The following is a 24947-nucleotide window of genomic DNA, read 5'->3' on the forward strand; positions in this document are numbered from 1 at the left end:
TCAGTCTGTTCTTGCCGGATAGGGCCGGATTCGGCGCGTCGCCGATTTTTGGCCTTTACCCTTCTATTCGCGAAAAGTCCGCAACTTTGTGCACTGCAGCACGAAAACGGTCAAGCAGCGCCAAGCGACTGGAACGTTTGTTAGCGTCTGCATCATTGACCGTCACCTGATCAAAGAACGCATCGATCGGCCGGCGCAGGGTCGCCAACGCAGCCATTGCTGCAGTGAAGTCCTCCGCAGCGATTGCCCCTGTGGCCTGCGGTTCGGCAGAGTTCAGCGCATCGACCAGCGCCTGTTCGGCAGGCTCGCGGGCGTAGTTGCATTCGGGATGCGAGAACTGCGCGGCAACGCCTTCGAGGGCGGGATCATCGACCAGCACGAGCGGGTCTTCCTCGCCGGTTGGAGGCACGACACCCTCGCCTTCGGACCCGGCGTTGGGGTTGGCGGCGAAGCCTTCCTTCTTGAGGATGTTGGCGGCGCGTTTGTAGCCTGCGAGGAGGTTGGTGCCGTCCTCGGTGCCGACAAAGGCCTGCAGCGCGTGGACGCGGGCGAGCAGGCGGACGAGATCGTCCTCGCCGCCCAGCGCGAACACGGCGTCGATCAGGTCATGGCGGACGCCTGCTTCGCGTTGCTGGACTTTGAGGCGGTCGGCGAAGAATTGCCGCACATGCTCAAGGCCGTCTGCGACTGCCAACCAGTTGTGTCCGCCAATGCTTGCCCAACCTCGGTAAAGGCCCTCGATCGACCAACGAAGACCGAGTTGGATTTGCAGGGAAAGAATGCCCAAAGTTGCACGTCGCAACGCGAACGGATCCTTAGATCCAGTGGGCAGTTCGCCGACAGCAAAGAACGAAAACAGCGTATCCAGCTTGTCCGCCAGAGCTACGGCCACGGTCACCGGCGCAGTCGGCACGTCGTCGCCCTGGCCGACTGGCTTGTAGTGATCGCGGATGGCGTCGGCTACGGCGTCGGGCAGACCTTCGGCGCGGGCGTAGTAGCCGCCCATCAGACCCTGGAGTTCGGGGAATTCGCCGACCATTTCGGTGACGAGATCGGCCTTGCACAGGCGGGCGGCGAGTTCGGCCTGGTCGGCCAACTCTTCCTTCGTCACCCCCGCGGAGGCGGGGGTCCACTCTGGCGCTGTGTTTGACGCTGGATTCCCGCCTTCGCGGGAATGACGAAGGTTTTGGTTGGCGAGTTCTGGTTTTACGATGCCTTCCTCGACCAGCCAGCGGGCCAGCTTGGCGACGCGCTCGACCTTGTCGGCGACGGTGCCGAGCTTTTCGTGGAAGGTGATGCGGGAAAGCTTCTGCGCCTGCTCGGCGAGCGGCTTCTTCTTGTCCTGCTCCCAAAAGAAGCGGGCGTCTGAAAGGCGCGCGGCGAGGACCTTGCGGTTGCCGTCGACGATGGCGGCGCCGCCGTCCTTGGCCTCGATGTTGGCGGTGCAGACGAAGGCGTTGGCGAGCTTTCCGGCGCTGTCGCGGCAGATGAAGTACTTCTGGTTGACGCGCGCGGTGAGCTGGATGACTTCGGGCGGAACGTCGAGGAAGGCTTCGTCGAAGCGGCCGAGCAGCGGGACGGGCCATTCGGTGAGGCCGGCGTTCTCGATCACCAGGCCTTCGTCCTCGACCAGCACGAGCCCTGCGGCTTCTGCAGCGGCCTTGGCCTTCTCGCGCACCATGGCCTCGCGCTCGACATGGTCGACGATGACGTGGCAGGCGCGCAGCTTTTCGGCGTAGTCGCTGGCACTGCCGATGGTGATCTCGCCCGCATGGTGGAAGCGATGGCCAAGGGTAGCGTAGCCGGACTTGATGCCACCGATCTCACACTCGACCAGATCTTCGCCGAGGATGGCGACGATGCCGGAGAGCGGGCGCACCCAGCGCAGGCTTTCCGTGGAAAGCGATGCCGCGCCCCAGCGCTGGCTCTTGGGCCAGGGAAAGGCGCGGATGATCGCGGGGACGGCTTCGGCGAGCACGTCCCTGGTGGCGCGACCAGGCTTTTCGGTGACGGCGAACCACACGCCGTCGCGCTCGGTCAGCTGGTCACGGGTCAAGCCGGTCTTGCGCAGGAAGCCTGCGAGCGCCTGTTCGGGCGCGGAGGTCTTGGGGCCCTTGGTTTCCTCGGACACGGCCTCGGTGGCCAGCGGCAAATCGCGGGCGATCAGCGCGAGGCGGCGCGGGGTGGACCAGACGGTGATGTCCCCAGCCTTGAGACCCGCGGCGTCAAGCTGCTTGCGGAACAGCTTTTCAAGATCGGCGCGGGCGCCTGCCTGCATGCGGGCCGGGATTTCCTCGCTGCGCAGTTCGAGAAGGAAATCGGTCACTTGCTCCACTCCGGATACTTCGCCGCCCACTGATCGGCGTTCTTTTCCATGTAGGCCTCGCACGAACCGCGCGCGAGATCGCGGACGCGGCCCATGTAGCTGGCGCGCTCCTGCACCGAGATCACGCCGCGGGCCTGCAGCAGGTTGAACAGGTGGCTGGCTTCGATCGCCTGCTCATAAGCGGCAATGGGGACGCCGGCATCGAGGCTGCGCTTGCACTCTTCCTCGGCGCGGCGGAAGCCTTCGAACAGGCTGTCGGTATCGGCGACTTCGAAGTTCCACTTCGACATCTGCTTCTCGTTCTCGAGAAACACCTCGCCGTAGGTAACGTCGTGATTGTTGAACTTCAGGTCATAGACGTTGTCGACGCCCTGGATGTACATGGCGAGGCGTTCGAGGCCGTAGGTCAGTTCGCCTGCGACGGGCTTGCAATCGAAGCCGCCCATCTGCTGGAAATAGGTGAACTGGGTGACTTCCATGCCATCGCACCAGACTTCCCAGCCGAGGCCCCATGCGCCCAATGTGGGGGATTCCCAGTCGTCCTCGACGAAGCGGATGTCGTGCACCAGCGGGTCGATGCCGATCTCGGCGAGCGACTGCAGGTAAAGCTCCTGCAGGTTTTCGGGGCTCGGCTTCAGGATCACCTGGTACTGGTAGTAGTGCTGCAGGCGATTGGGATTCTCGCCATAGCGGCCGTCGGTGGGGCGGCGGCAGGGCTGCACGAAGGCGGCGTTCCATGGCTCGGGCCCGAGCGCACGCAGGGTGGTGGCGGTGTGGAAGGTCCCTGCCCCCATGCGCATGTCATAGGGCTGAAGGATCAGGCAGCCCTGCTCGCTCCAGAAAGCGTGGAGGCGCAGGATCATGTCCTGCAGGCTCAGGGGGGCGCGGGGAGGCATGAGTTTTGTGTCGGCCATGGTCGCGCGGCTTTGGCCGATGAGGGCCGCCAAATCAACCGGGAACCACCACCTCGGCCGCCATGTCAGGTTATCTTGACATTAGTCAGCGAATCGCGACATATTGTCAGCACAACCTGACATATGGACAGGTCAGCATGACATGAATAACCGATTGAGAGTTTTGCGCGCGGAGCGGCAGTGGAGCCAGGCCGACCTTGCCCTGAAGCTCGACGTGTCGCGCCAGGCGGTGAACGCGATCGAGACGGGCAAGCACGATCCCTCGCTCCCCCTCGCCTTCCGCATCGCGCGCCTGTTCCAGCTTCGTATCGAGGAGATCTTCGATGATGGTTTCCAACATGACTGACGATCAGATCGACCCGCCGGCGATGAGCCTCGGCAAGCTTGCCATGCGCATGTTCGGCGCGACGGTGGCGGCAGTGTTCTTTTCCGGCGCTGCGGTCGGCCTGATCGATGCGCTTGGCAGGGAGGAGCAGGTCAAGCCGATCGGCTGGGTGATCATGGGCGTATTCGTTGCCCTGACGCTTGGCGCGTTCTGGTTCGCCTGGGTCAGCGCGCGACGTTACTATCGCGAGAACGGCCCGCTTTCGCCTCGGGCACGGCGCGCGACGATCAGCGCGGTGGTGGCAAGCGGAATCGGGCTCGTAATGGGAGTGTGGATGAGCTTCGCGGGCGACGCGCCGGACCAGCCGTTCGACGTAGCCGCCGGGCCTCTGCCCGCAGGCGTTGCTGCGGCGCTTATCGCCGTCATCGTTCTCGTCATCGCGCCGGTCACGTGGTTCTGGCACCGCAACATCGACGAGCATGAGGAGCAGTCCTACCGCACCGGGGCCTTGATCGCGCTCTACTTCTACAGTGCGGCCGCGCCGATCTGGTGGCTGGGCAACCGTGGCGGGTTCCTGCCCGCGGCCGATGGAATGACGATCTACCTTGCGACGATGGCTGTGTGGGGCGTGGTCTGGTTCCGCCAGCGCCATCTCTGACGCGACACTCGCAAACCTTCATTTCCCTGCAACCTGTTTACGGGCACAAGGAGCCTGATGATGAAACGCGCCTATCGTACATTCACTGCCGCAATCGCGCTCGCCGCCTTTGCCTTTGCCGGGACGGTTCACGCCGAGGCACCTGCAGCCAAGCCCGCTGCCGCCGCCCCAGCGCCCAAGCAGATGAAGCCCGCTTTGTGGAAGGTCGCCGATGCGGACACGACGATCTACCTGTTCGGCACGATCCACGCCCTGCCCAAGGGACTGGTGTGGCTTGACGGGCCGGTAGGCAAGGCGCTCGACAGTTCGGGCGAGCTGGTCACCGAGATCCCGGAGGTTCCGGCGGCCGAGCAGCAGAAGACGGTGATGGCGCTGGGCCTGCTCAAGGGCGAGACGCTGCGCTCGATGATGCCCGATGCCGATCGGGCGGCTTATGAGGCGCTGCTGACCAAGCTGAAGATCCCGGCAGAAGCGCTCGATCCGATGGAGCCGTGGCTGGCGGGGATCACGCTGGGCGTCCTGCCCTACAAGCTGGCCGGATACGGCGCCGAGGATGGCGTCGAGGCGGTGCTGCGCAAGGCGGCGGTGGCCAAGGGCACGAAGCTTGGCGCGCTGGAGACGGTCGAGTACCAGCTCGGCCTGTTCGACCAGTTGCCGCGCGAGGCGCAGCTCAAGTTCCTCGGCGAGGCGGTGCGCGATTTCGACAAGAGCTTTGCCATCATCGGCACGATGACCGATGAATGGGGTTCAGGCGATCCCGAAGGCCTGGGCAAGCTGATCAACGAGAACATGGACGATCCCGAACTGGCCGAGACGCTGCTTTACCAGCGCAATCGCAACTGGGCTTCGTGGATCGCCAAGCGGCTCGATCAGCCGGGAACGGTGTTCATCGCGGTGGGCGCGGGGCATCTGGCGGGGGCGCGAAGCGTGCAGGACCTGCTCAAGGCGCAAGGCCTTGTCGCTACCCGCGTGCAATGAAGCAGATCTCGCGCTTTCTTCCACGCCTGCTGTGGGCGGTGGTTCCGGCGCTGCTGCTGGGCATGGCGGTGGCGTGGCTGGAGCACGGGAAGCCTGCGCCCGCGCCGGATACGCGCGTGGCGCTGTGGCAGATCGAGGACAAGACCGGGGCGGTGCGCGGCTACATGTTCGGCACCGTCCATGCCCTGCCCCCTGACACGCAATGGCTGCGTCCGGCCATCGGCGAGGCCTTGGCGAAGGCGGACCGGCTGGTGCTCGAGATTGCCGAGCCGCTGAACCAGAAAGTGGCAGGCGAGGCGCTGGCGGATCTGGCAGGAACGGAAGGGCTGCCTCCGCCCTCGCAGCGCCTTGCGCCTGCCTATCGCGCCAAGTTGGCCGAGGTCTATCGCAAGCTTGGCCTTTCGGATGCGGACTTTGCCAATACGGAAAGCTGGGCGGTGGCGCTGCAACTGGCGGCGATTGCCGGGCAGAAGGCAGGCGCCGATCCTGACAGCGGCGCGGAGCCAGCCTTGCGCAAGCTGGCCGGAAACAAGCCTGTCGCGGGGTTCGAGACGATCCACAGCCAGTTCGGCGTGTTCGACGCCCTCCCCCCTCGCCAGCAGCAGGTGCTGTTGCAGGAAGTCACGGTCGAGGCGGCGAGCGACAAGGACGAAGAGGCCGACATGGTCGCGCTGTGGCTCAAGGGCGATGACCTTGGCATTGCGCGCGAGGCGAACGAGGGTTTTCTGGCCGATGCCGGGCTGCATCAGGCTTTGCTGACCGACCGCAATCGGGCCTGGGCGGATCAGCTGGACGCAATGCTGAAGGGGGGCGCGAAGCCCTTCGTGGCGGTGGGCGCGGCGCACCTTTCGGGGTCGGACAGCCTTCAGCGCCTGATGATGGCGCGTGGATGGACGATCAAGCGGGTGCCTTAGGCGGGGATTGATTTCTTGCATTTCCGGCCAAACCCGCTAAGGGCCGCCGCTCCCCTGTCATGGTCATCCCTGGAGGCGTGGCGGAGGAAGTGTGATTAACTCAGCTGAAGGTACTGACAATGAGCGAAACGCTGCATCTGTCGGCCGAGACGCGCGATCGGGCTGGCAAGGGAGCCTCCCGTGCACTGCGTCGCGAAGGCCGCACCCCCGCCGTGATCTATGGCGGCAACGAAGAACCCATCGCGATCCACCTTGAAGAAAAGGCGCTCAACAAGGCGCTGGGCACCGGCCACTTCTTCAACTCGGTCGTCGAGCTCACTGTCGGTGGCCAGACCATCCGCACCCTCCCCAAGGACGTCGCCTTCCACCCGGTGACCGACCGTCCGCAGCACGCAGACTTCCTGCGCGTTTCGAAGGACTCGGTCGTTCACGTGGACGTGCCGGTGGCCTTCATCAACGAAGAGAAGTCGCCGGGCCTCAAGAAGGGCGGCATTCTCAACGTCGTTCGCCACGAGCTGGAAATGATCTGCGCTCCTGACGCGATCCCCGACGACATCATCGTCGACGTTTCGGGTTACGAAGTCGGCGATTCGATCCACATCAGCGCCGTCACCCTGCCCGCAGGCGTGAAGCCCGCGATCTCGGACCGCGACTTCACCATCGCGACGATCGTTGCCCCCTCCTCGCTGAAGAGCGAAGAAGGCGACACCACCAAGGAAGGCTGATAGCCGGACTTGGGTCCCGCTCCGGCAGGCGCGTGAAAAAGCAGCCCCTTCCGCCGCGTGCGGGAGGGGTTCTTTTTTTGTGTGTCGTAATCTGGCAGGGCACACAGGCCTCGCAACCAAGGAAACCTTACGCACATGCAACTCTGGGTCGGCCTCGGAAATCCCGGACCGCAATATGCGCTCCACCGGCACAATGTCGGCTTCATGGCGCTGGACACGATTGCCGAGGTGCACAACTTCGGGCCAGTGCAGAAGAAGTTCCAGGGCTGGCTGCAGGAAGGCCGGATCGGCAACCAGAAGGTGCTGCTGCTCAAGCCTGCCACCTTCATGAACGAGAGCGGCCGTTCGGTGGGCGAAGCGATGCGCTTCTACAAGCTGGGCATGGACGCGCTGACGGTGTTCCATGACGAGCTGGACCTGGCACCGTTCAAGGTCAAGGTGAAGCAGGGTGGCGGCACGGCGGGGCACAACGGGTTGCGCTCGATCGACCAGCATCTCGGCGCGGACTTTCGCAGGGTGCGGCTCGGCATCGGCCATCCGGGGCACAAGGACCGCGTGACCGGATACGTGCTCGGGGCCTTCGCCAAGGCCGAGCAGGACGACCTGGTCGACATGCTGGGTGCGATAGCGTCAGAGGCGAACTGGCTGGCGGCGAAAGATGACGTTCGCTTCATGAACGACGTGGCCTTGAGACAGCAGCACTGACCGGCGGGAAACAATAGCGAAACACAATTCGTCGCCTTGGCTTACACAGGCTCCGGCACAATTTGGCGTTAACCACGCAAAATCCTGAAAAACAAGAGTTGGCACCGGTTTTGCAGAGCATCGACCAGACCGTAATTTACCAACGGGGGTTAAAATGAACATTCGCTCAACCGCTATTGCCGCAGTCACCCTTGCCGCCATTTCCGCAGCCACGCCCGCGCAGGCGACGTGGTGGCTGAAGCACAAGCATTATTGCAATTGCGGCCACAGTGGCGGGTCGAGCCTGTGCGGTGGCACTACGACATCGGGCGGCACGACCAGCACTTCGGGAGGCACTACCACAACCACGTCGGGCGGTACGACCACGACCTCGGGCGGGACCACGACGACCTCAGGTGGCACCACCACCACTTCGGGCGGGACCACCACCACGTCGGGCGGCACCACCACCACGTCGGGCGGCACCACGACGACCTCTGGCGGGACCACGACGAGCACCTCCGGTGGCACTCAGGTGCCTGAACCCGGCATGCTGGGCATGATGGCGCTCGGGCTGCTCGGCGTGGGCTATGCCCGCTCGCGCCGGATCAAGCCGCGCGCCTGACCGGCTACGGTAAGGTATGCGCAGTCTGGCTCGCGGTCATGATGCTTCGCGCAGGTGATAGCGGGCCAGTGCCTGCCGGAAGATGACGTTGTCCGGTGCAGCTTGCACGGCCTGCTGCAACATCGCAATTGCGGCGGGCACGTCTCGCCCCGCCCTGACCCGAACCAGACCGGCCATGTAGCTCGTATCCGGATCGTCCGGCCTGAGCGCTCTGGCTCTGTCTGCAGTGCGGATCGCCTCGTCCGCCCTGCCCTGATGGCTCAAGGCCAGGGCGAGGCGTTTGAGCACTTCGGCATCCTCGCCCTGTTGTGCAAGACGGGAAAACACGTCGACGGCCTTGGGCCAGTCCTCACGGACGAGCGCGGCATTGCCTTCGGCAGAGAGCGCCTTGACCATGCCTCGACGGGCATCGGCAAGACGCGCTCGATAGGCCGTTGCTTCGGGAAGACCGGCCGCTTCCGCCGCCTTTGCAGCAAGTTCCAGTTCGCGCTGCTCTGCCATGACGCTGCTGGCAAGCGGCACGACCGTGGCATGGGCAGCGCGGGCATCGCCGGTGGCCAGTTGCGCTTCGGCCAGCATGAGCCGCGAGAACGGATTGTTGGGCGAGCGGGTCAGCGCGCGCTGGAACAGGGCCCTGGCCTGCTCGGGATGGCCGGTGCGCAGCATCGCCTCGGCATAGCTCAGGCCGTTGGCCGACAAGGGATCGAGCGTGCGCTCCTCCCTCGCGAGCAATGACCGCACCGTCGACCAGTCCCCCTTCATCGCGGCGAACTGGACCTTGAGGTCGCGGACGCGCGGATCGTCGGGCGCGATCGTGGCGGCGCGGTTGGTCATGGCCACGGCTTCGTCGAGCTTGCCTTCGAGATCGAACACGGTTGCGCGCGCGATAAGGGCGTCGGGCACCTTGGGGTAGCGCGCGGCGGCCTTTTCGAGCAGACCGTGCGCCTCGGCATGGCGGCCGCGCCGCGCTGCAAGGTCCGCACCGAGCATGAGCGCATCGAAGCCATCCGGTTGGAGCCGCGACAGAGCGGCGATCTGACTGGCGGCGCCATCGAAGTCGCCAGCGCCGATCAGGAAGCGGGCATAGTCTCGCAGCAGCAGCGGGTCGGCGCCGACGGCAACGCCACGGCGCAGGGCCGCCAGCGCGCCCGAAGCATCCTCCTTTGCGAGCAGAGCGGCGGCGCGCACGCGCTCCGCATGCGAGCTTGCCGCAGAGCCGAGCAGGGCCAGGGCTGCGTCGGGATTGCCGCGCAGGAGTGCGGCTTCGGCCCGGATCGGCATGAGGTCCGCAGGCGTGGCTCCTGCCCGCTCGAGCCGATCGGCTGTCGCCGCAGCCCCTTCGCCGTCACCCAACCGCAATTGCACGTCTGCGAGCAGGCGCAGGGTAGCAGGGTCGTCGCCTTGCTCGGCCAGTGCCGCCACGAGATCGACGCGCGCTGCAGCCAGTTCCATTCCCGCAATTTCCTGCCGCGCGCGGGCTATGCGGTCGGCGGGACTTTCCCCGCAGGCGGACAAGGTCAGGAACAGGGCAAGGGCAAGACGAGTGCGCATTGCGCGAGTCATGCCAGCGAGCGCTGAATCTTTGGTGAAAGCGGGTGGCGAGAGCGGCGGTGCACCTGTCGGAAATGCTTACGCTCGACACATCGTTAATCATTACAAATGGCTGAATTTCGCAGTTGGCACAGTCATTGCGTTAGTAACGGTTAACCGAATTCCGGTTCATGGGAGCAGTTTCGATGACCTTCAGGAAAGTTCTTGCCGGCCTTGCTGCCAGCGCGGCAATGGCGATCGCATCGCCTGCCTTTGCGGATTCCGTGACGCTCGGCTCGGGCGACATCGGCACCAGCTTCACGCTCAATTACAACGGCTTTTCAGGCGGCACGACGATCGACGGGCTGACCGGCTCGACGACGTTCAAGCTGACCGGGATCTCGGGCAACGACTACACGTTCGACTACTCGGTTTCGAACACCAGCTCGGCCCCGGTGACGGACTCGCGCATCTCGAGCTTCGCGTTCAACACCGATCCGAACATCTCGTCGGCGACCAGCACCGGGGCGTTTTCCTACACCACGCTGTCGTCTAACTACCCGAACGGCATCGGCACGGTCGATGTCTGTTTCAAGGATGCGCAGACCGGCAGCTGTGCGGGCGGTGGCAGCGGTGGCCTGACCCTTGGCCAGACCGGCACCGGCTCGTTCACCTTGAGCTTCTCGCAGCCGGTCAGCTCGCTTACGCTGAGCGACTTCTATGTCCGCTACCAGTCGATCGCGGGCGTGCCCGGCATCAGCTCGGCCAGCGGTTCGGGCACGCTCAGCAGCACGGGTGGCTCGACCGGTGGTACGCCGGTTCCGGAGCCGGGCATGCTCGGCCTGCTCGGTGCGGGCCTTGTCGGTCTGGCTCTCGCACGCCGTCGCCAGTCGGCACCGCAGCGGCTTGCCCTCGCCGCCTGAGCGCACTGCAACGGTTCTCGGAGGGGAGTCGGCGCGAGCTGGCTCCCTTTTCGTTTGTGCTCAGCCTTTTTCGGCGCTGCGCAAATGGGCAGCGATCGTGGCGTTGCCCGGAGCCTTGGACGCAGCATCGCGCAGCAATGACAGGCCGCGCGCGGGGTCCTTGCCGCTCTCGACCAGCAGCCAGCCCAGCGTATCCATCACCGAGGCACTGGTCGGGGCAACTTTGTAGGCGCGCTCTGCGAACTCGAGCGCCTTGGTCTTGTTGCCGACCATGCCCTGCGCATAGGCCATGTTGTTGAGGACGAGCGGGTTCTTGCCGTCGGTGACGGCGAGCAGGCGTTCGTAGGCGGCGATCGCGTTGCCCCAGTTGGACTGTTTCATCGCGGTGTCGGCTTGCGCGAGCGTTGCTGCCATCGCCTGCGCGGAGGGGAACTTTGCCTTCTCCGCCAGCTTTGCCGCATCGGGATCGCCGGAGGCTTCTGCCGCCTTGGCCAGCAGGCGCAAGTCCTCGGCATCGGCAGTCTGGACTTCGGCGAAGGGGCGCATCGTCTCGACCGCGCCGCGCGGGTCGCCTGCGGCAAGTTGCGCCTTGGCGAGTTCGCGGCGCAGCGTTGCGCTGCCGGGATTGCGGGTGAGCAGGGGCTGGAGCTTGGCGCGGGCCTGTTCGGGCTGCTTCAGCTGAACCAAGGCCTGCGCATAGAGCACGGTCGCCTCGTCCTTGCCGACCAGCGAAGCTTCGTTGGCCTGCAGCACGCTGCGGACGGTCTGCCAGTCGCTGCGGGCCGCGGCGGCCCGGGCCTGGAGATAGGCAACCTGCCCCCCGCCCTTGACCTCGGCCAAGGCTTTCAACACGCCCTCCATGTCGGCCGTGCGACCGAGATCGCCCAGCACTGCCGCCTTGCCCGCCAACGCAGCGAGATTGCCGGGGTAGGCATCGACGGCGGCTTCGTAGCCCGCGAGTGCCTGCGCCAGGCGGCCTTCGGCGGTGGCGACTTCGGCATCGGCGAGGAGCGTATCGATCAGGCCCGGGTCGGCTGCCTTGGCGCGGTCAGCCAGAGCGCGGGCCTGCTTGACATCACCGCCCATCAGCATGAACCGGGCATAGTCCGAGAGCAGGCGGGCATCGGGCTTACCGGCGGCACCGGCCGCGAAGGCCTTGGCCGCACCTTCGCGGTCTTCCTTGGCCAGCAGTGCAAGCGCGCGCAGGCGTTGTGCGCTGGCCGAGGAATCGGAGCCGAGGACGGTGAGCGCCTCGTCCGCCATGCCGCGCAAAAGGTTCGCCTCGCCCAGTAGCAGGGCGAAGTCGGCAGGGCGTTTGCCTTCGGGGAGTTTGGTCAGGGACGCCTCGGCGGCGATGCCATCGCCCATGGCCAAGGCGTTGCGGGCGTGGAGTTCGAGCAACGCCGGATCCTGTGGATTTGACTCAAGTGCGGCGGCAAGATCGACCTGTGCGGCGCGATAATCGTGCGCATCGAAGGCCTTGCGGGCGCGGTCTGCGCGCTCCTGGGGGCTGTCGGTACAGGCCGCCAGCAGGAGCGGCAGGGTCAGGAACGCCAGCTTCTTCATCGCAATTTTCTCCACGCGTGAAGGGCTTAGTGCGCCCAATCCCTGAAATTTCCGTGAAGGTTTCCAAATCCCGTGCGGCCCGCTAAAGGCGCGGCCAGCCAAGGAGTTTGAAGATGGGTTTTCGTTGCGGGATCGTCGGCCTTCCCAATGTCGGCAAGTCGACGCTGTTCAACGCGCTGACCGAGACGCAGGCGGCGCAGGCGGCGAACTATCCGTTCTGCACGATCGAGCCGAACGTCGGCAATGTCGGCGTACCTGACCCGCGGTTGGACAAGCTGGCGGCGATTGCCGGAAGCCAGAAGATCATCCCGACGCAGCTTGGCTTCGTGGACATCGCAGGGCTTGTCCGTGGTGCGTCCAAGGGCGAAGGCCTTGGCAACCAGTTCCTCGGCAACATCCGTGAAGTGGACGCGATCGTTCACGTGCTGCGCTGCTTCGAGAATGATGACATCCAGCACGTCGACAACAAGGTCGATCCGATTTCCGACGCCGAGACGGTCGAGACCGAACTGATGCTCTCGGACCTCGAAAGCCTTGAGAAGCGCGTTCCTGCCGCCGAAAAGAAGGCCAAGGCCGGCGACAAGGAATCGAAGATCATCGCCTCCGTGCTTGGGCAGGCGCTCGAACTGCTGCGCGAAGGCAAGCCCGCGCGTCTGACACAGCCCAAGGACGACGAGGAAGCGCGCGTGTTCCGCCAAGCGCAGCTGCTGACCGCCAAGCCGGTCCTCTATGTCTGCAACGTAGAGGAAGAGAGCGCAGCGAACGGCAATGCGTTTTCAGCCCGCGTATTCGAGAAGGCCAAGGCAGAGGGCGCCAATGCGGTGATCGTCTCGGCCGCCATCGAGTCCGAACTTGTGGGAATGGATCCCGAAGAGCGCTCGGTCTTCCTCGAGGAAATGGGTCTGCACGAGACCGGCCTCGCCCGCGTGATCCGCGCGGGATACGAACTGCTCCACCTGATCACCTTCTTCACCGTCGGCCCCAAGGAAGCGCGCGCGTGGACGGTGCATCTGGGGGCGAAGGCGCCCGAAGCGGCAGGTGAAATCCACTCCGACATGCAGCGCGGCTTCATCCGCGCCGAGACCATCGCCTATGACGACTTCGTCAGCCTCGGCGGCGAAAGCGCGGCGCGCGATGCGGGCAAGCTGCGGCAGGAAGGCAAGGAATACGTGGTGAAGGACGGCGACGTCCTGCACTTCAAGTTCAACGTCTGATCCTCAGGCTTCGAAAGCGGCGATGATCGGGCATGGCCCGGCGTCGCCCCTGGCGCATTCGCGGGCTAGCTTGCGCAGCGACTGGCGGGCGGTTTCGAGGCGCGCAATCTCCTGATCGATGGCTTCAAGCCGGGTCCGCGCCATTTCGCGAGCGCGCGGACGGTCGTGCCCTGCATCCAGAGCCAGCAATTCGGCGATTTCGGAAAGGGTGAAGCCTGCGCCTTGCGCGCTGCGGACGAAACGCAAGCGGCGCAGGTCATCGGGGCCATAGTGTTTCTGGCCCTGTCGGCCGCTGCGGCTGGGCCGGGGATCGTCAAGCAATCCCTTGCGTTGATAGAAGCGCACTGTCTCGACGCCGACGGCGGCGCCCTTGGCGAGCTCGGAAATCGTCATTGCCATGCCGCTTGACTCCGTACCGTGGTACGCAGGTTATAGGTCCTCGCATGACAAACGCACAGACCCCGAATCGAACCGCCGTGCTCTATCGCATGGTCATGCCCAAACACGTCTGCCCCTATGGCGTGAAGGTGAAGCACCTGCTGGAACGGCAAGGCTACAAGGTGGAGGACCACTGGCTGCGCACGCGCGAGGAAACCGACGCGTTCAAGGCGGCGCATGGTGTGAAGACCACGCCGCAGGTGTTCATTGATGGCAAGCGCATCGGCGGCCATGACGACACGCGCCGCTTCCTTGGCCTGAAAGTCGCCGACCCGGATGCAGTGAGCTACGTGCCGGTGCTCGCCGTCTTTGCCATTGCCGGTGCGCTTGCCCTTGCCGTGAGTTTCACGCTGTTCGGCACGCCCTTCACGGGGCGCGCGGTCGAATGGTTCGTGGCCTTCGCGATGGCGCTGCTGGCGATGCTCAAGCTGCAGGACGTCGACCGCTTTGCGACGATGTTCCTCGGCTATGATCTCCTGGCGCGGCGATGGGTGCCTTATGCCTACCTCTATCCGTTCGGCGAGGCGCTGGCGGGCGTGCTGATGGCAGCGCGGGCCCTGCCTTGGCTTTCCATCCCGATCGCGCTGTTCATCGGTACGATTGGTGGCGTTTCGGTGTTCTACGCCGTCTATGTCCAGAAGCGTGAACTGAAATGCGCCTGCGTCGGCGGTTCGGGCCGCGTCCCGTTGGGCTTCGTCTCCTTGACCGAGAACGTGGTCATGGTCGGCATGGCGCTGTGGATGCTGCTGATGCCCGCGATGAGTTGAGGCACCGCAAGGCTGTCGGCGCGTTCCTTGCCCGAACCGGGAAAGAGGAGCGCGCTGGTGGTCGACAAGTCGGAGAAGGTGGTGTGGCTGGCTCGGGTGGGCTTTGCCGTGCGCGGTCTGGTCTATTTGCTGCTGGGCTATCTTGCCCTGACCGCGCGCAAAGCTGACGTCGACGATGGCGCAGGGGATACCTTCCGCGTCTTGAATGCCATCCCCGGTGGCCCGGTGGTGCTGTATGTCGCAGCGGCGGGATTGGTCGGCTATGCGCTCTACAGGTTGTCGGCCGCGCTGTTCGATATCGAGCGCAAGGGCACCTCGTGGAAAGGGCGCGCCGCCCGTGTCGGCTATCTGGCCAGCGCCGTGGTGCATCTGGTCATGGCGTGGACGGCGACGCGCATCGCCAGCGGCGCGCGTGGGGCGGGCAAGGATTCGTCGGCGCAGATGGCCGGTGGCGTGCTCGACATTCCCTTTGGCGAGACGCTGCTGGGCGTTGTCGGCGCGGGCCTGCTCATGGCCGCGCTGCTTCAGGCGCGCAATGCGGTGACGGCAGGGTTCATGCGGCATGTCTCGTCCCGCGCGCCTGCGTTCACGTGCTGGGTGGGGCGCGCAGGACATGCCGCACGCGCCGTGGTCATGGCGCTTATCGGATGGTCCCTGCTGCGCTCGGCGTGGGTAGGGCAAAGCCGGGAAGTCGTGTCGCTGGGAAAGGCCATCAACAATCTGCGGGACATGGGCCTCGGATTCCATCTCGTCGCAGCAGGCCTGCTGCTGTTCGGAATTTTCAGCCTGATTACCGCGCGTTATCGCATCATTCCCGATCCCGCTCCGCCCATGAAGGGCTTGCGCGCAATCCGGATTTAATCGCGCGATTGACTTTGCGTTTCGGAGCGTCGAACCTGCACCGATGATGTACTTCGAAGATATCGAGCCCGGCGCGATCCAGCGGTTCGGAAGCTATGCCGTCAACCGCGAGGAAGTGATCGACTTCGCCTCGAAGTATGACCCCCAGCCTTTCCACCTTGACGACGAAGCCGCGGCCAAGACCCATTTCGGGCGGCTTTCGGCAAGCGGCTGGCACACCTGCGCGATGACCATGGCGATGCTGGTGGAGAACCTGAAGGAGCGCAAGCAGGCGGGCCTCGGTTCGCCGGGGCTGGACGAGATCCGTTGGCTCAAGCCGGTCTATCCCGGCGACACGCTCAGCGTGGAGACCGAGATCGTCGACAAGAAGCGCAGTTCATCGCGCCCGGAGATGGGCAGCTTCCGCTCGAACGTCAGGGTCTACAATCAGGACGGCGTGGTGGTGATGACGATGAAGTCGATCGGCCTGATCCGCACAAGGGACGCCTGACGCTTCAGATCGCCTTGCACTGCACGTCGCCGGTCGCCTCGTAGACCGGACGTTCGAAGGCATCGGTCACGACCATCTTGCCCTTGAACTGCTCGGTCGTGCCGACCGGCGTGACCGGCCCGGTCGTGGTCAGCGTGACGGCATTCTCCTTGCCGGTGTAGCGCGAGAAACTGCCCTTGGGCAGCTTTGCGGAACCGGCATCGGGCGCGAGAACCTGAACGTGATCGCCGTACTTGATCACGCCACGCTTGTCCTGCGCCAGGAGCACAGCGCCGAGACCGCCACCGTCGGCAACGAAAGCGCAGCCGGTGCCGTGGAGCTTGTTGATGGTGATATCGGGGTAGAGGATTGGCTGGAGTTGCAGCGGCTTGACCGGAGGCTTGCCGTCCTGCGCGGCCTCGACGGCGGCAATCGCTTCGGCGTCGGTCGGCTCCTTTTCGGAGCAGGCGGCCAAGGCGAAGATGGACAGCGAAATCAGGGCCAGACGTCCGTGCAGCATCACTTTCTCCCGAACAGCTTCTCGATGTCGCCGTGCGCCAGCTTGACCCACGTCGGGCGGCCATGGTTGCACTGGCCGGAGCGGGGCGTCACTTCCATTTCGCGCAGCAGGGCGTTCATTTCGGCTACCGAAAGCTGGCGGCCTGCGCGGACCGAGCCATGGCATGCCATGGTGGCGAGGACCAGGTCGAGCTTTTCGCTGAGCAGCAGCGCGTCGCCGTGGTGGGCAAGGTCATCAGCGACGTCGGCAACGAGCTTGGCCGGATCGCCCTTGGCCAGAGCAGCAGGGACGGAGCGCACGAGCATGGCGTTGGGGCCGAAGCGTTCGAGAGCGAGGCCGAACTCGGCAAGCTTGGGCGCGGCTTCCTCAAGCCGGTCGCAGGCGACTTCTTCCAGTTCCACGACCTCGGGGATCAGCAGGGCTTGCGCGGACGCGGTGCCCTGCCCTGCCCCGGCAGCGCGCAGGCGTTCGAGCACGAGACGTTCGTGGGCGGCATGCTGGTCGACAATGACCAGGCCGTCCTCTGCCTCTGCAACAATGTAGGTGTTGGATATCTGGCCTCGGGCGATGCCGAGGGGATGACTTGTCGCGTCGACGACGGGTTCGGCAGCGACTTCGGCTCGTCCTTGCAGCGGGGCCAGGACCGACTGCTCGTAGCCGCGCCAGGCCTGTCCGGCGTCGGAAACGCGCGCCTCGGGCCGCCATGGCTGGCTGAACATGCTGCCCTGTGAGGCAGGCGGCGGCGGAGCGATGGGTTCGGCCTGCCATGCTGCCATCGCGCTGGCCGAGGGAGCTTGTGCGCTGCGCTGGTCGCCGGTCGACAGGGCGTGACGCAGCCCCGAGACGACCATGCCCCGCACCAGTGCCGGATCGCGGAAGCGGACTTCCGACTTGGCGGGATGGACATTGACGTCGACCTCGCTGGCCGGAACCTGCAGGAACAGCGCGAGCACCGCGTGGCGGTCACGCGCGAGCATGTCGGCATAGGCGCCGCGCACTGCGCCGATGAGCAGGCGGTCCTTCACCGGACGGCCGTTGACGAACAGGTACTGGTGGTCGGCCACGCCGCGGTTGTAGGTCGGCAGGCCGGCGATGCCGGTCAGGTGATAATCGCCGCGGAAGAGATCGACCTCGACCGAATTGCCGGCGAGTTCGCGGGCGACAAGCTGGGCCACGCGGGCTTCGAGGGTTTCGCCGGCCTGCACGTGCAGCGCGCGGCGGCCATCGTGTTCCAGCGTGAAGCCCAGGTCAGGCCGGGCCATCGCAAGGCGACGGACCACGTCCGATGCGGCGGCCCATTCCGAGCGCGGGCTGCGCAGGAACTTGCGGCGGGCGGGGATCTTCTCGAACAGCTGTTCGACCCGCACGCGGGTGCCCGGTGGAAGAGCGGCTGGTCCTTCGGCGACCAAAGCGCCATTGTCGACGACACGCTTCCAGCCATCGGCGCTGCCTTGTGGCCGGGATTCGATAGTGACGCGGGCGACAGACGCGATGGACGGGAGGGCTTCTCCTCGGAATCCGAGCGTTTCGACCATCTCGATCGCTTCATCGGGGAGCTTCGAGGTGGCGTGGCGTTCAAGGGCCAGTTCGATCTCGTCCGGGCGCATGCCGCAGCCGTCGTCGGAGACTTCGATCATGGCGAGGCCGCCCTCGGACAGGCGCACGTGGATGTGGCTCGCGCCCGCGTCGATGGCGTTTTCGACGAGTTCCTTGAGCGCGCTGGCAGGGCGCTCGACCACCTCTCCGGCAGCGATGCGGTTGATCAGGGTTTCGGGGAGGCGGCGGATGACTCGCATGGTCTGATCGAGCCTAGCGCCGAAGCCGATTTATTTCGAGACAAGCGGTGAAGTTATCCGTCCAAACCCGCACAAACCCATGGGCTTTGCGCGAATCGCCTGCTAGGAAGCCGCCTTCCCGGGCGCACTTTCTGGAGGGGTCTGGCGCTAGCCCGTGCGCCAAACCGCAGATTATCACGGATTCTTAGATGGCTTCGATCTTTTCCCGATTCTTCAAGTTCGGTTCCCAGAACATCGCGATCGACCTCGGCACCGCCAACACGCTGGTCTATGTGCAGGATCGCGGCATCGTGCTGAACGAACCTTCCGTGGTCGCCATCGAGACGATCAACGGGATCAAGCGGGTCAAGGCCGTGGGCGACGATGCCAAGATGATGATGGGCAAGACGCCCGACAACATCGAAGCGATCCGCCCCTTACGCGACGGCGTGATCGCCGACATCGAAGTCGCCGAAGAGATGATCAAGCACTTCATCCGCAAGGTGCACGGTTCGAAGAGCCTGCTGCGCTATCCGGAAATCGTGATCTGCGTCCCCTCGGGCTCGACCAGCGTCGAACGGCGCGCCATCCGTGACGCGGCGAGCAATGCCGGGGCAAGCCAGGTCTACCTGATCCTCGAGCCGATGGCTGCGGCGATCGGGGCCGACATGCCGGTGACCGAACCGGTCGGCTCGATGGTGGTCGACATCGGTGGCGGCACGACCGAAGTCGCCGTGCTGTCGCTGCGCGGCCTTGCCTATACCACCTCGGTCCGCGTCGGCGGTGACAAGATGGACGAGGCGATCGTCTCCTACGTGCGCCGCCATCACAACCTGCTGATCGGCGAAGCCACGGCAGAGCGCATCAAGAAGGACTACGGTATCGCCACGGCTCCGGCCGACGGCATCGGCGAGACGATCCACATCAAGGGTCGCGACCTCGTCAACGGCGTGCCCAAGGAAATCACGATCACGCAGGCGAACATTGCCGAAGCCCTGTCCGAACCGATCGGCGCAATCGTCGAAGGCGTGCGCATCGCGCTGGAGAATACCGCGCCCGAGCTGGCCGCGGACATTGTCGACCAGGGCATCGTGCTGACGGGCGGCGGCGCGCTGATCCGCGGTCTGGACGAGCATCTGCGCGAGGAGACTGGCCTGCCGGTCAGCGTCGCCGAAGATCCGCTGTCGTGCGTCGCGCTCGGGACCGGCCGCGCGATGGAAGATCCGATCTATCGCGGCGTGCTGATGACCGCCTGACGATTTTCGGGTATCGCAAGCATACGGGTTGCATCGCGGCGCATGTCTGAGCGCCGGATTGAAGGGGTTTGACGGATGGCGCGGTCGCAGGACCGGCGCCCGGGCTATTCGCGCAGGGCGCAGTACGGCATATTCACCGGCTACGTTGTCGCCATTCTTGGCGTCGTGGCCGGAGTTGCCGTGCTCGTGACCTCGCTGGTCAATCCGGATGCCTTTTCATTCGCCCGCAGCGCCGCTGCCGAAGCGGCTCGCCCGCTGGGCGAAGCCGGCGCCGAGAGCCGGTCCACCGGACAGGGCGTGTTCGCTGCGATCGGTGCCTACTTCAACGCCGGACGGCAGAACGCCGAACTCCGCCGGGAAGTGGAAGCTGCGCGCGCCAATGCGATCTCGATGCAATCGCTTCGCGACGAGAACCGTCGGCTCAAGGCGCTGCTCGGCATTGTCGAACCGCAGCGCCAGCCTGTCGCCACCGTGCGTCTGATCGGCTCGACCGCTTCCAGCACGCGGCGCTTTGCCATCATCGATGCCGGGACATCGAGCGGCGTGCGTCCCGGCCAGCCAGTCCGCGCCGCGTCAGGACTGATCGGCCGCGTGATCGAGGCGGGTCCGGGGACGGCACGCGTTCTGCTGGTGACGGACCCTGACAACGTCGTTCCGGTAAAGCGCGCGCGCGACGGGCTGACCGCGTTTGTGCAAGGAGCATCGAACGGCAGGATCGACATCCGCCTGATCAACCAGGGCGTAAATCCCGTGAAGCAGGGCGATGTCTTCGTCACCTCCGGTTCGGGCGGTCTCTATCCCCCCGGCATACCGGTTGCGGTGGCAACCGAGCCCCACCGTGACGGCGCAACCGGACATCTCGCTGCCGATCCCGCGGACAACGAATTCGTGATCGTGGAACCGGCCTACAGCGGTGAAGCCCGCGCGCTTATCGAGCAGATCGAGAAGGACGGCGCGAAGAATGCCGCAGGCGAGCCCTGATGCTCGGCCCACTGCGGGGCACGCCTGAGGAAATCGCGCGCAAGCGGATCAACCGCGAACCGTGGCCGGTGCTGGCAACCGGGTTGCCGTGGGCCACGATCATGCTTGCTTCCATGGCCAGTTTCTCGCCGGTGATCTCCTCGGCCCCGGTCATGCCTCCCCTCGCCTACATGATGCTGCTTGCCTGGCGCATGATGCGGCCAGGAATGCTGCCCTTGTGGGTCGGGCTGCCGCTCGGCTTCTTCGACGACCTCTATTCCGGTATGCCGTTCGGATCGGGAATTGTGCTGTGGTCGGCGACGATGCTGGCGATGGAAGTCGTTGACGAGCGGTTTCTGTGGCGTGGGTTTGCCCAGGACTGGCTTGCGGCGAGTGCGCTGATTACAGCGTACCTGTTCCTGAGTTCGGTTCTGGCAGGAATTGCCACAGGCTATCCCTTGCCCATCGTGATCGTGCCGCAATTGCTGATGTCGCTGGTCCTCTATCCGGTGGTGACGCGTCTGGTAGCGCTGCTGGACCGTGTCCGTCTGCTGCCGCTGAAAAGGATCTGACGATGCGGCAGAAGCTGCCGGTGACATCGGCAATCCTGACCAACCGGTTCGAGCGGCGAACTTTCGTGCTTGGCGCACTGCAGGGCGGGGTTGGCCTGCTTCTGGCGGCGCGACTGGGCTATCTCGCCGTTGCCCAGAACGAGAAGTACCAGGCGGCGTCCGAGAGCAACCGGGTCAACCTTACGCTGATACCGCCACGGCGCGGTTGGGTGCTCGACCGCTTTGGCAACGCACTCGCCGCTAATCGCGCAGACTTTCGCGTCGACCTCATCCCCGATCGCGTCGACGATCCCGACAAGACGATGGCGACGCTCGCAGGCCTGCTTTCGCTGCCGCCCGACAAGGTGCGCGACATCCGCGACAAGCTCGACAAGGCTCGCGGGTTCCAGCCCGTCGAAGTGGCATCGAGCCTTGATTGGGACAAGTTTGCTGCGGTGAGCGTTAGACTGCCCGAATTGCCGGGCGTGATTCCGCAGCGGGGCTATTCACGGTACTATCCGGCAGGAGCTTCGGTAGGCCATCTCGTTGGTTATGTCGGTGCGGCGTCGGCCGAAGACTACGAAAAGGAGCGCAATCCGCTTCTGATCACGCCGGGCTTCAAGATCGGCAAGGACGGTCTTGAGAAGCACTTCGAAGCGCGCTTGCGCGGCGTGCCGGGAGCGCGCCGCGTGGAGGCCACGGCATCTGGCCGCATCGTGCGGGACCTTGGCACCCGCGAAGACGTACCAGGCAAGCCAATCGCGTTGACGATCAATGCCGGGCTTCAGGACTATGCGGCGCGCCGCATCGGTCTGGAGTCCGGCTCGGTCGTGGTGATGGACTGCGAGACCGGCGATATTCTCGCCATGGCCTCGATGCCGAGTTTCGATCCGAACAGCTTCTCGGACGGCATCGGCCGCGTCGAATGGAAGATGCTGTCCGAGGACGACCACGTACCGTTGCGCAACAAGGTGCTGCGCGGCCTTTACCCGCCGGGTTCGACGGTAAAGCCGATGGTCGCGCTGTCGTTTCTGGAAGCTGGTCTCGACCCCAATGCTAGCGTCGGATGCGCTGGTGGCCTCCGTGTGGGCAACCGCGTGTTCCATTGCTGGAACCGTCGCGGCCATGGCTCGGTCGACATGGCCAAGGGCATCTACCAATCGTGCGACGTGTACTTCTACCACTTCGCGCAGCAGATCGGGATGGACAAGATCGCTGCAATGGCGCGCAGGCTGGGACTGGGGCAGGAATTCCCGATGCCCTATCCCGGCCAGTCCTACGGCACCGTGCCCGATCCGGCGTGGAAGCTGCGCAAGTACAAGAAGGAGTGGGCGGTTTACGACACCGTCAACGCCACCATCGGGCAAGGCTACATGCTGGTGAACCCTCTGCAACAGGCGGTGATGGCTTCGCGGATCGCTTCGGGGCGCCAGGTGATGCCGAAGCTGCTGCTGGACCGGAATGCGCCGCCGGTGAAGTCCATGGGTTTCTCGCAGGAGCACCTCGACTACATCCACGCGGCGATGAGCGAAGTGGTCAACGGACGCGGGACAGCTGGCAAGGCGCGCATTCCGGTCGACAACGTGCTGCTGGCGGGCAAGACCGGGACGGCGCAGGTCGTCGGCCTCAACATCGCCAATGGCAAGAGCGGCGCTTGGAAGTACCGCGACCACGGGCACTTCATCTGCTTCGCGCCGTTCGACAAGCCCAAGTATGCCTGCGCCGTGGTGATCGAGCATGGCGGCGGATCGGGCGCAGCCTATCCGATTGCGCGCGACGTGATGACCTACATCTTCGCCCCGGACAAGGCGATGGCCGTACTGGAGGAGTTCGAGAAGCAGTGGGGCGGCAACGTGCAACAGCGCATGGCCGCCCGCTACAACAGCTTTGCGGCGAAGTATGGCGAGTCTGCACCCAAGCCGGTGCCGGACGACGAGGATCTGACCGAGCAGGTCGAGGAGGGGCGCAAGCCGGCCGAAGAGCCGGCGACTGCGCAGACCGACGCTGCAGCACCTCCCCCCGAGCCTGAACAGCCTGCCCCCGCGGTTGCCGCACCGCCACCGCCTGCCCCTCCGGCCACCGCGCCAGCAGGAGGCCAGTGATGCCAAGAGCCTACGTCCCTGCAGCCATCGCCCGTCAGCCCTGGGGCGTATTGCTTCCGCTCATGGCTCTCGTCAGCTTTGGCGCTGCGGTGCTGGATTCGGCGGCTGGTGGACGCTTCGAGACGTGGTCGATGTCGCACTTGCTGCGCTTTGTCGTGTTCCTGATCATGGCCATGGTCATCGCGCGGTTGCCGCAGGAACTGTTCCGCAAGATGGCGCTGCCGGTTTACGGGGTGCTGTGCCTGCTGCTGGTGCTGGTGGAACTGATCGGCGGGATTGGCGGCGGGAGCCAGCGCTGGCTCAACCTCGGGTTCATGACGCTGCAGCCTTCGGAGCTGATGAAGCCCGGCATCGTGCTGGTGCTGGCGTGGTTCTATTCGGTGCTGCCGATCGGGGAGACGCAGAGCTGGCGGGCGCTGTTTCCGGCGGCGGTGCTGCTGGGCATTCCGGCGGGGCTTGTCATGCTGCAGCCGGACCTCGGAACAGGCCTCGCCATCAGTTTCGGTGCGGTCGTCGTGATGTTCCTGGCGGGCCTTCCGCTGCGCTGGTTTCTTGGCGCAGGCGCGGCTGGCCTGGTGGCGGCCCCCCTCGCCTTCTTCTTCCTGCTGCATGATTATCAGCGCAACCGCGTGCTGGTGTTTCTCGATCCGGAAAGCGATCCGCTGGGCACCGGCTATCACATCACCCAGTCAAAGATCGCCATCGGCTCTGGTGGGCTGATCGGAAAAGGTTTCGGCAACGGATCGCAAAGCCATCTCAACTACCTGCCTGAATCGCACACCGACTTCGTGTTCGCGACCATGGCCGAGGAATGGGGGATGCTTGGCGGACTGTTCGTGCTCGTCGTGTTCTGGCTGATCTTCCGCTGGGGCCTGAAGGTCGCCCGCAACGCCCCAGACCGCTTCTCGCGCCTGCTTGCGGCGGGCATGACCATGACCATCTTTTTCTACATGTGCATCAACCTGATGATGGTCATGGGCCTGGCGCCCGTGGTCGGCATCCCGCTACCGTGGATGAGCCATGGCGGCTCTTCGATGATGACCAACATGATCTGCGTCGGCACGATCATGGCCGTGGAACGGTGGAGCCGCGCCGGTCCGCGAAGCCTGTCCTGAAAAACGCAAAATTGGGGCTTGGCAGGGCCGATAAAATCGTTATTGGGGCGGCTCCCGAACGGGAATGCCTGATGGCATGGACGCATAGCTCAGTTGGTAGAGCAGCTGACTCTTAATCAGCGGGTCCTAGGTTCGAGCCCTAGTGCGTCCACCACCATCGCTTTTCCCTCGCCGCCACCAAGCGGCTTCTTGACGGGTACGGACGCATAGCTCAGTTGGTAGAGCAGCTGACTCTTAATCAGCGGGTCCTAGGTTCGAGCCCTAGTGCGTCCACCATCCTCCACCTCTCCCTAACGCCAATTACCGCCGCGATTTTCCACGCCTAGACCTCCTGCACAACGAACAGGAGAGTGTGCATGGAGCGGGTTACGCTGTGGGGCTGGATCGATTTCGAAGGGAAGGATGCCGCCGAGATTGTACGTGGTGGCGCGCAATACATTCTACCCACTTACGAGGAGCCGGGCTGCATCCACTATGTCTGGAACGCGGATCCGCTCAAGCCGGATCGTATCTGGGTCTACGAGGAATGGGAAACCGTAGGCGCTTTGGCAGATCACCTTGCCGGACCGCTCTATCGCGCGATGGCTGGCTACTTGGCCGACGCCGGCATGACTGGCGCCGAGGTCGACAAGTATCTCGCTGTGCGCAAGCAGCCGGTCTACGACGGATCGGGCCTTCCCAAGGCGTCATTCGATTGAGTTGACCATAAAAAGCGCCGGAACCCGCTGGGTCCCGGCGCAAGGTTTTCGCG

At 64.9% G+C, this 24947-nt stretch carries 25 protein-coding genes and 2 tRNA genes; 20 read left to right on the forward strand and 7 right to left on the reverse strand.

The genetic code is table 11. The features are described 5' to 3' along the window. Window positions 1-55: 55 nt before the first annotated feature. Both glyS and I2488_RS04055 read right to left on the reverse strand, forming a co-directional pair. Complete coding sequence (gene glyS, locus I2488_RS04050; RefSeq protein ID WP_196274528.1) at window positions 56-2326, reverse strand: glycine--tRNA ligase subunit beta; 2271 nt, start codon at window positions 2324-2326, stop codon at window positions 56-58. Next, the gene (locus I2488_RS04055; protein WP_196274529.1) at window positions 2323-3240 is read right to left on the reverse strand and encodes a glycine--tRNA ligase subunit alpha; all 918 of its coding nucleotides are present in this window, start codon (window positions 3238-3240) and stop codon (window positions 2323-2325) included. Before I2488_RS04055 ends, glyS begins: the two co-directional genes overlap by 4 nt. Window positions 3241-3382: 142 nt before the next feature. Here I2488_RS04055 and I2488_RS04060 point away from each other — a divergent pair, with 142 nt between their 5' ends. From I2488_RS04060 to I2488_RS04090, 7 genes are all read left to right on the forward strand, one after another. Beyond that, window positions 3383-3586: a helix-turn-helix transcriptional regulator gene (locus tag I2488_RS04060; RefSeq protein ID WP_039331181.1), complete on the forward strand. Its 204-nt coding sequence runs from the start codon at window positions 3383-3385 to the stop codon at window positions 3584-3586. Next, window positions 3564-4223: a hypothetical protein gene (locus I2488_RS04065; protein WP_196274530.1), complete on the forward strand. Its 660-nt coding sequence runs from the start codon at window positions 3564-3566 to the stop codon at window positions 4221-4223. The genes I2488_RS04060 and I2488_RS04065 overlap by 23 nt, the downstream gene beginning before the upstream one ends. A 60-nt stretch (window positions 4224-4283) precedes the next feature. Continuing rightward, entirely contained in the window at window positions 4284-5201 is a 918-nt protein-coding gene (locus tag I2488_RS04070; RefSeq protein WP_196274531.1) for a TraB/GumN family protein, read from the forward strand. Then, entirely contained in the window at window positions 5198-6115 is a 918-nt protein-coding gene (locus I2488_RS04075) for a TraB/GumN family protein (RefSeq protein ID WP_196274532.1), read from the forward strand. Before I2488_RS04070 ends, I2488_RS04075 begins: the two co-directional genes overlap by 4 nt. Window positions 6116-6234: 119 nt before the next feature. After that, a complete protein-coding gene (locus tag I2488_RS04080) occupies window positions 6235-6840 on the forward strand; it encodes a 50S ribosomal protein L25/general stress protein Ctc (RefSeq protein ID WP_196274533.1) in 606 nt (201 codons plus the stop codon). Between the two features lie 135 nt (window positions 6841-6975). Then, window positions 6976-7545 carry an aminoacyl-tRNA hydrolase gene (gene pth / locus I2488_RS04085; RefSeq protein ID WP_196274534.1) on the forward strand — a complete coding sequence of 190 codons (570 nt, stop codon included), beginning with the start codon at window positions 6976-6978 and terminating at the stop codon, window positions 7543-7545. 154 nt (window positions 7546-7699) lie between these two features. After that, window positions 7700-8149, forward strand: coding sequence for a PEP-CTERM sorting domain-containing protein (locus I2488_RS04090; protein WP_196274535.1), 450 nt, complete (start codon window positions 7700-7702; stop codon window positions 8147-8149). Between the two features lie 36 nt (window positions 8150-8185). Here the strand turns inward: I2488_RS04090 and I2488_RS04095 are convergent, their stop codons facing one another. Beyond that, window positions 8186-9712, reverse strand: coding sequence for a tetratricopeptide repeat protein (locus I2488_RS04095; RefSeq protein WP_196274536.1), 1527 nt, complete (start codon window positions 9710-9712; stop codon window positions 8186-8188). Window positions 9713-9885: 173 nt separating this feature from the next. Between I2488_RS04095 and I2488_RS04100 the strand changes: the two genes are divergently transcribed. Then, a complete protein-coding gene (locus I2488_RS04100; RefSeq protein ID WP_196274537.1) occupies window positions 9886-10602 on the forward strand; it encodes a cistern family PEP-CTERM protein in 717 nt (238 codons plus the stop codon). A gap of 60 nt (window positions 10603-10662) precedes the next feature. On the opposite strand, the gene I2488_RS04105 is transcribed toward I2488_RS04100, so the two are convergent. Then, the gene (locus I2488_RS04105; protein WP_196274538.1) at window positions 10663-12168 is read right to left on the reverse strand and encodes a tetratricopeptide repeat protein; all 1506 of its coding nucleotides are present in this window, start codon (window positions 12166-12168) and stop codon (window positions 10663-10665) included. Between the two features lie 113 nt (window positions 12169-12281). On the opposite strand from I2488_RS04105, the gene ychF reads away from it, so the two are divergent. Further along, entirely contained in the window at window positions 12282-13382 is a 1101-nt protein-coding gene (gene ychF / locus I2488_RS04110; RefSeq protein ID WP_196274539.1) for a redox-regulated ATPase YchF, read from the forward strand. 3 nt (window positions 13383-13385) lie between these two features. Here the strand turns inward: ychF and I2488_RS04115 are convergent, their stop codons facing one another. Next, the gene (locus I2488_RS04115; protein ID WP_196274540.1) at window positions 13386-13781 is read right to left on the reverse strand and encodes a MerR family transcriptional regulator; all 396 of its coding nucleotides are present in this window, start codon (window positions 13779-13781) and stop codon (window positions 13386-13388) included. Between the two features lie 44 nt (window positions 13782-13825). Between I2488_RS04115 and I2488_RS04120 the strand changes: the two genes are divergently transcribed. Genes I2488_RS04120 through I2488_RS04130 form a run of 3 tightly spaced genes read left to right on the forward strand, consistent with a single transcriptional unit; the run spans window position 13826 to window position 15938 of the window. Further along, on the forward strand, window positions 13826-14587 hold the full coding sequence (locus I2488_RS04120) for a MauE/DoxX family redox-associated membrane protein (RefSeq protein ID WP_196274541.1): 762 nt from the start codon (window positions 13826-13828) through the stop codon (window positions 14585-14587). A gap of 57 nt (window positions 14588-14644) precedes the next feature. Then, window positions 14645-15448, forward strand: coding sequence for a DUF1206 domain-containing protein (locus I2488_RS04125; protein ID WP_196274542.1), 804 nt, complete (start codon window positions 14645-14647; stop codon window positions 15446-15448). Window positions 15449-15491: 43 nt separating this feature from the next. Then, window positions 15492-15938 (forward strand): MaoC family dehydratase, encoded by a 447-nt coding sequence (locus I2488_RS04130; protein WP_196274543.1) that lies wholly within the window; start codon window positions 15492-15494, stop codon window positions 15936-15938. 4 nt (window positions 15939-15942) lie between these two features. On the opposite strand, the gene I2488_RS04135 is transcribed toward I2488_RS04130, so the two are convergent. Then, the gene (locus I2488_RS04135; RefSeq protein ID WP_196274544.1) at window positions 15943-16437 is read right to left on the reverse strand and encodes a hypothetical protein; all 495 of its coding nucleotides are present in this window, start codon (window positions 16435-16437) and stop codon (window positions 15943-15945) included. Further along, the gene (gene mutL, locus I2488_RS04140; protein ID WP_196274545.1) at window positions 16437-18233 is read right to left on the reverse strand and encodes a DNA mismatch repair endonuclease MutL; all 1797 of its coding nucleotides are present in this window, start codon (window positions 18231-18233) and stop codon (window positions 16437-16439) included. The genes I2488_RS04135 and mutL overlap by 1 nt, the downstream gene beginning before the upstream one ends. A gap of 188 nt (window positions 18234-18421) precedes the next feature. On the opposite strand from mutL, the gene I2488_RS04145 reads away from it, so the two are divergent. From I2488_RS04145 to I2488_RS04180, 8 genes are all read left to right on the forward strand, one after another. Continuing rightward, a complete protein-coding gene (locus I2488_RS04145) occupies window positions 18422-19468 on the forward strand; it encodes a rod shape-determining protein (RefSeq protein WP_144907129.1) in 1047 nt (348 codons plus the stop codon). Window positions 19469-19543: 75 nt separating this feature from the next. Continuing rightward, window positions 19544-20449 (forward strand): rod shape-determining protein MreC, encoded by a 906-nt coding sequence (gene mreC / locus I2488_RS04150; protein WP_196274546.1) that lies wholly within the window; start codon window positions 19544-19546, stop codon window positions 20447-20449. Beyond that, on the forward strand, window positions 20449-21000 hold the full coding sequence (locus tag I2488_RS04155) for a rod shape-determining protein MreD (protein ID WP_196274547.1): 552 nt from the start codon (window positions 20449-20451) through the stop codon (window positions 20998-21000). The genes mreC and I2488_RS04155 overlap by 1 nt, the downstream gene beginning before the upstream one ends. 2 nt (window positions 21001-21002) lie before the next feature. After that, window positions 21003-23081, forward strand: coding sequence for a penicillin-binding protein 2 (gene mrdA / locus I2488_RS04160; RefSeq protein ID WP_196274548.1), 2079 nt, complete (start codon window positions 21003-21005; stop codon window positions 23079-23081). Then, the gene (gene rodA / locus I2488_RS04165) at window positions 23081-24196 is read left to right on the forward strand and encodes a rod shape-determining protein RodA (protein WP_196274549.1); all 1116 of its coding nucleotides are present in this window, start codon (window positions 23081-23083) and stop codon (window positions 24194-24196) included. Before mrdA ends, rodA begins: the two co-directional genes overlap by 1 nt. 78 nt (window positions 24197-24274) lie before the next feature. Further along, window positions 24275-24350 (forward strand) — tRNA-Lys (locus tag I2488_RS04170). A gap of 46 nt (window positions 24351-24396) precedes the next feature. Beyond that, window positions 24397-24472: transfer RNA gene (locus tag I2488_RS04175), tRNA-Lys, on the forward strand. A gap of 80 nt (window positions 24473-24552) precedes the next feature. Continuing rightward, window positions 24553-24894: a putative quinol monooxygenase gene (locus tag I2488_RS04180; RefSeq protein WP_196274550.1), complete on the forward strand. Its 342-nt coding sequence runs from the start codon at window positions 24553-24555 to the stop codon at window positions 24892-24894. The last annotated feature ends 53 nt before the right edge of the window (window positions 24895-24947 follow it).

Origin of the sequence: Novosphingobium jiangmenense (genome assembly GCF_015694345.1) — a bacterium.
Classification (GTDB): domain Bacteria; phylum Pseudomonadota; class Alphaproteobacteria; order Sphingomonadales; family Sphingomonadaceae; genus Novosphingobium; species Novosphingobium jiangmenense.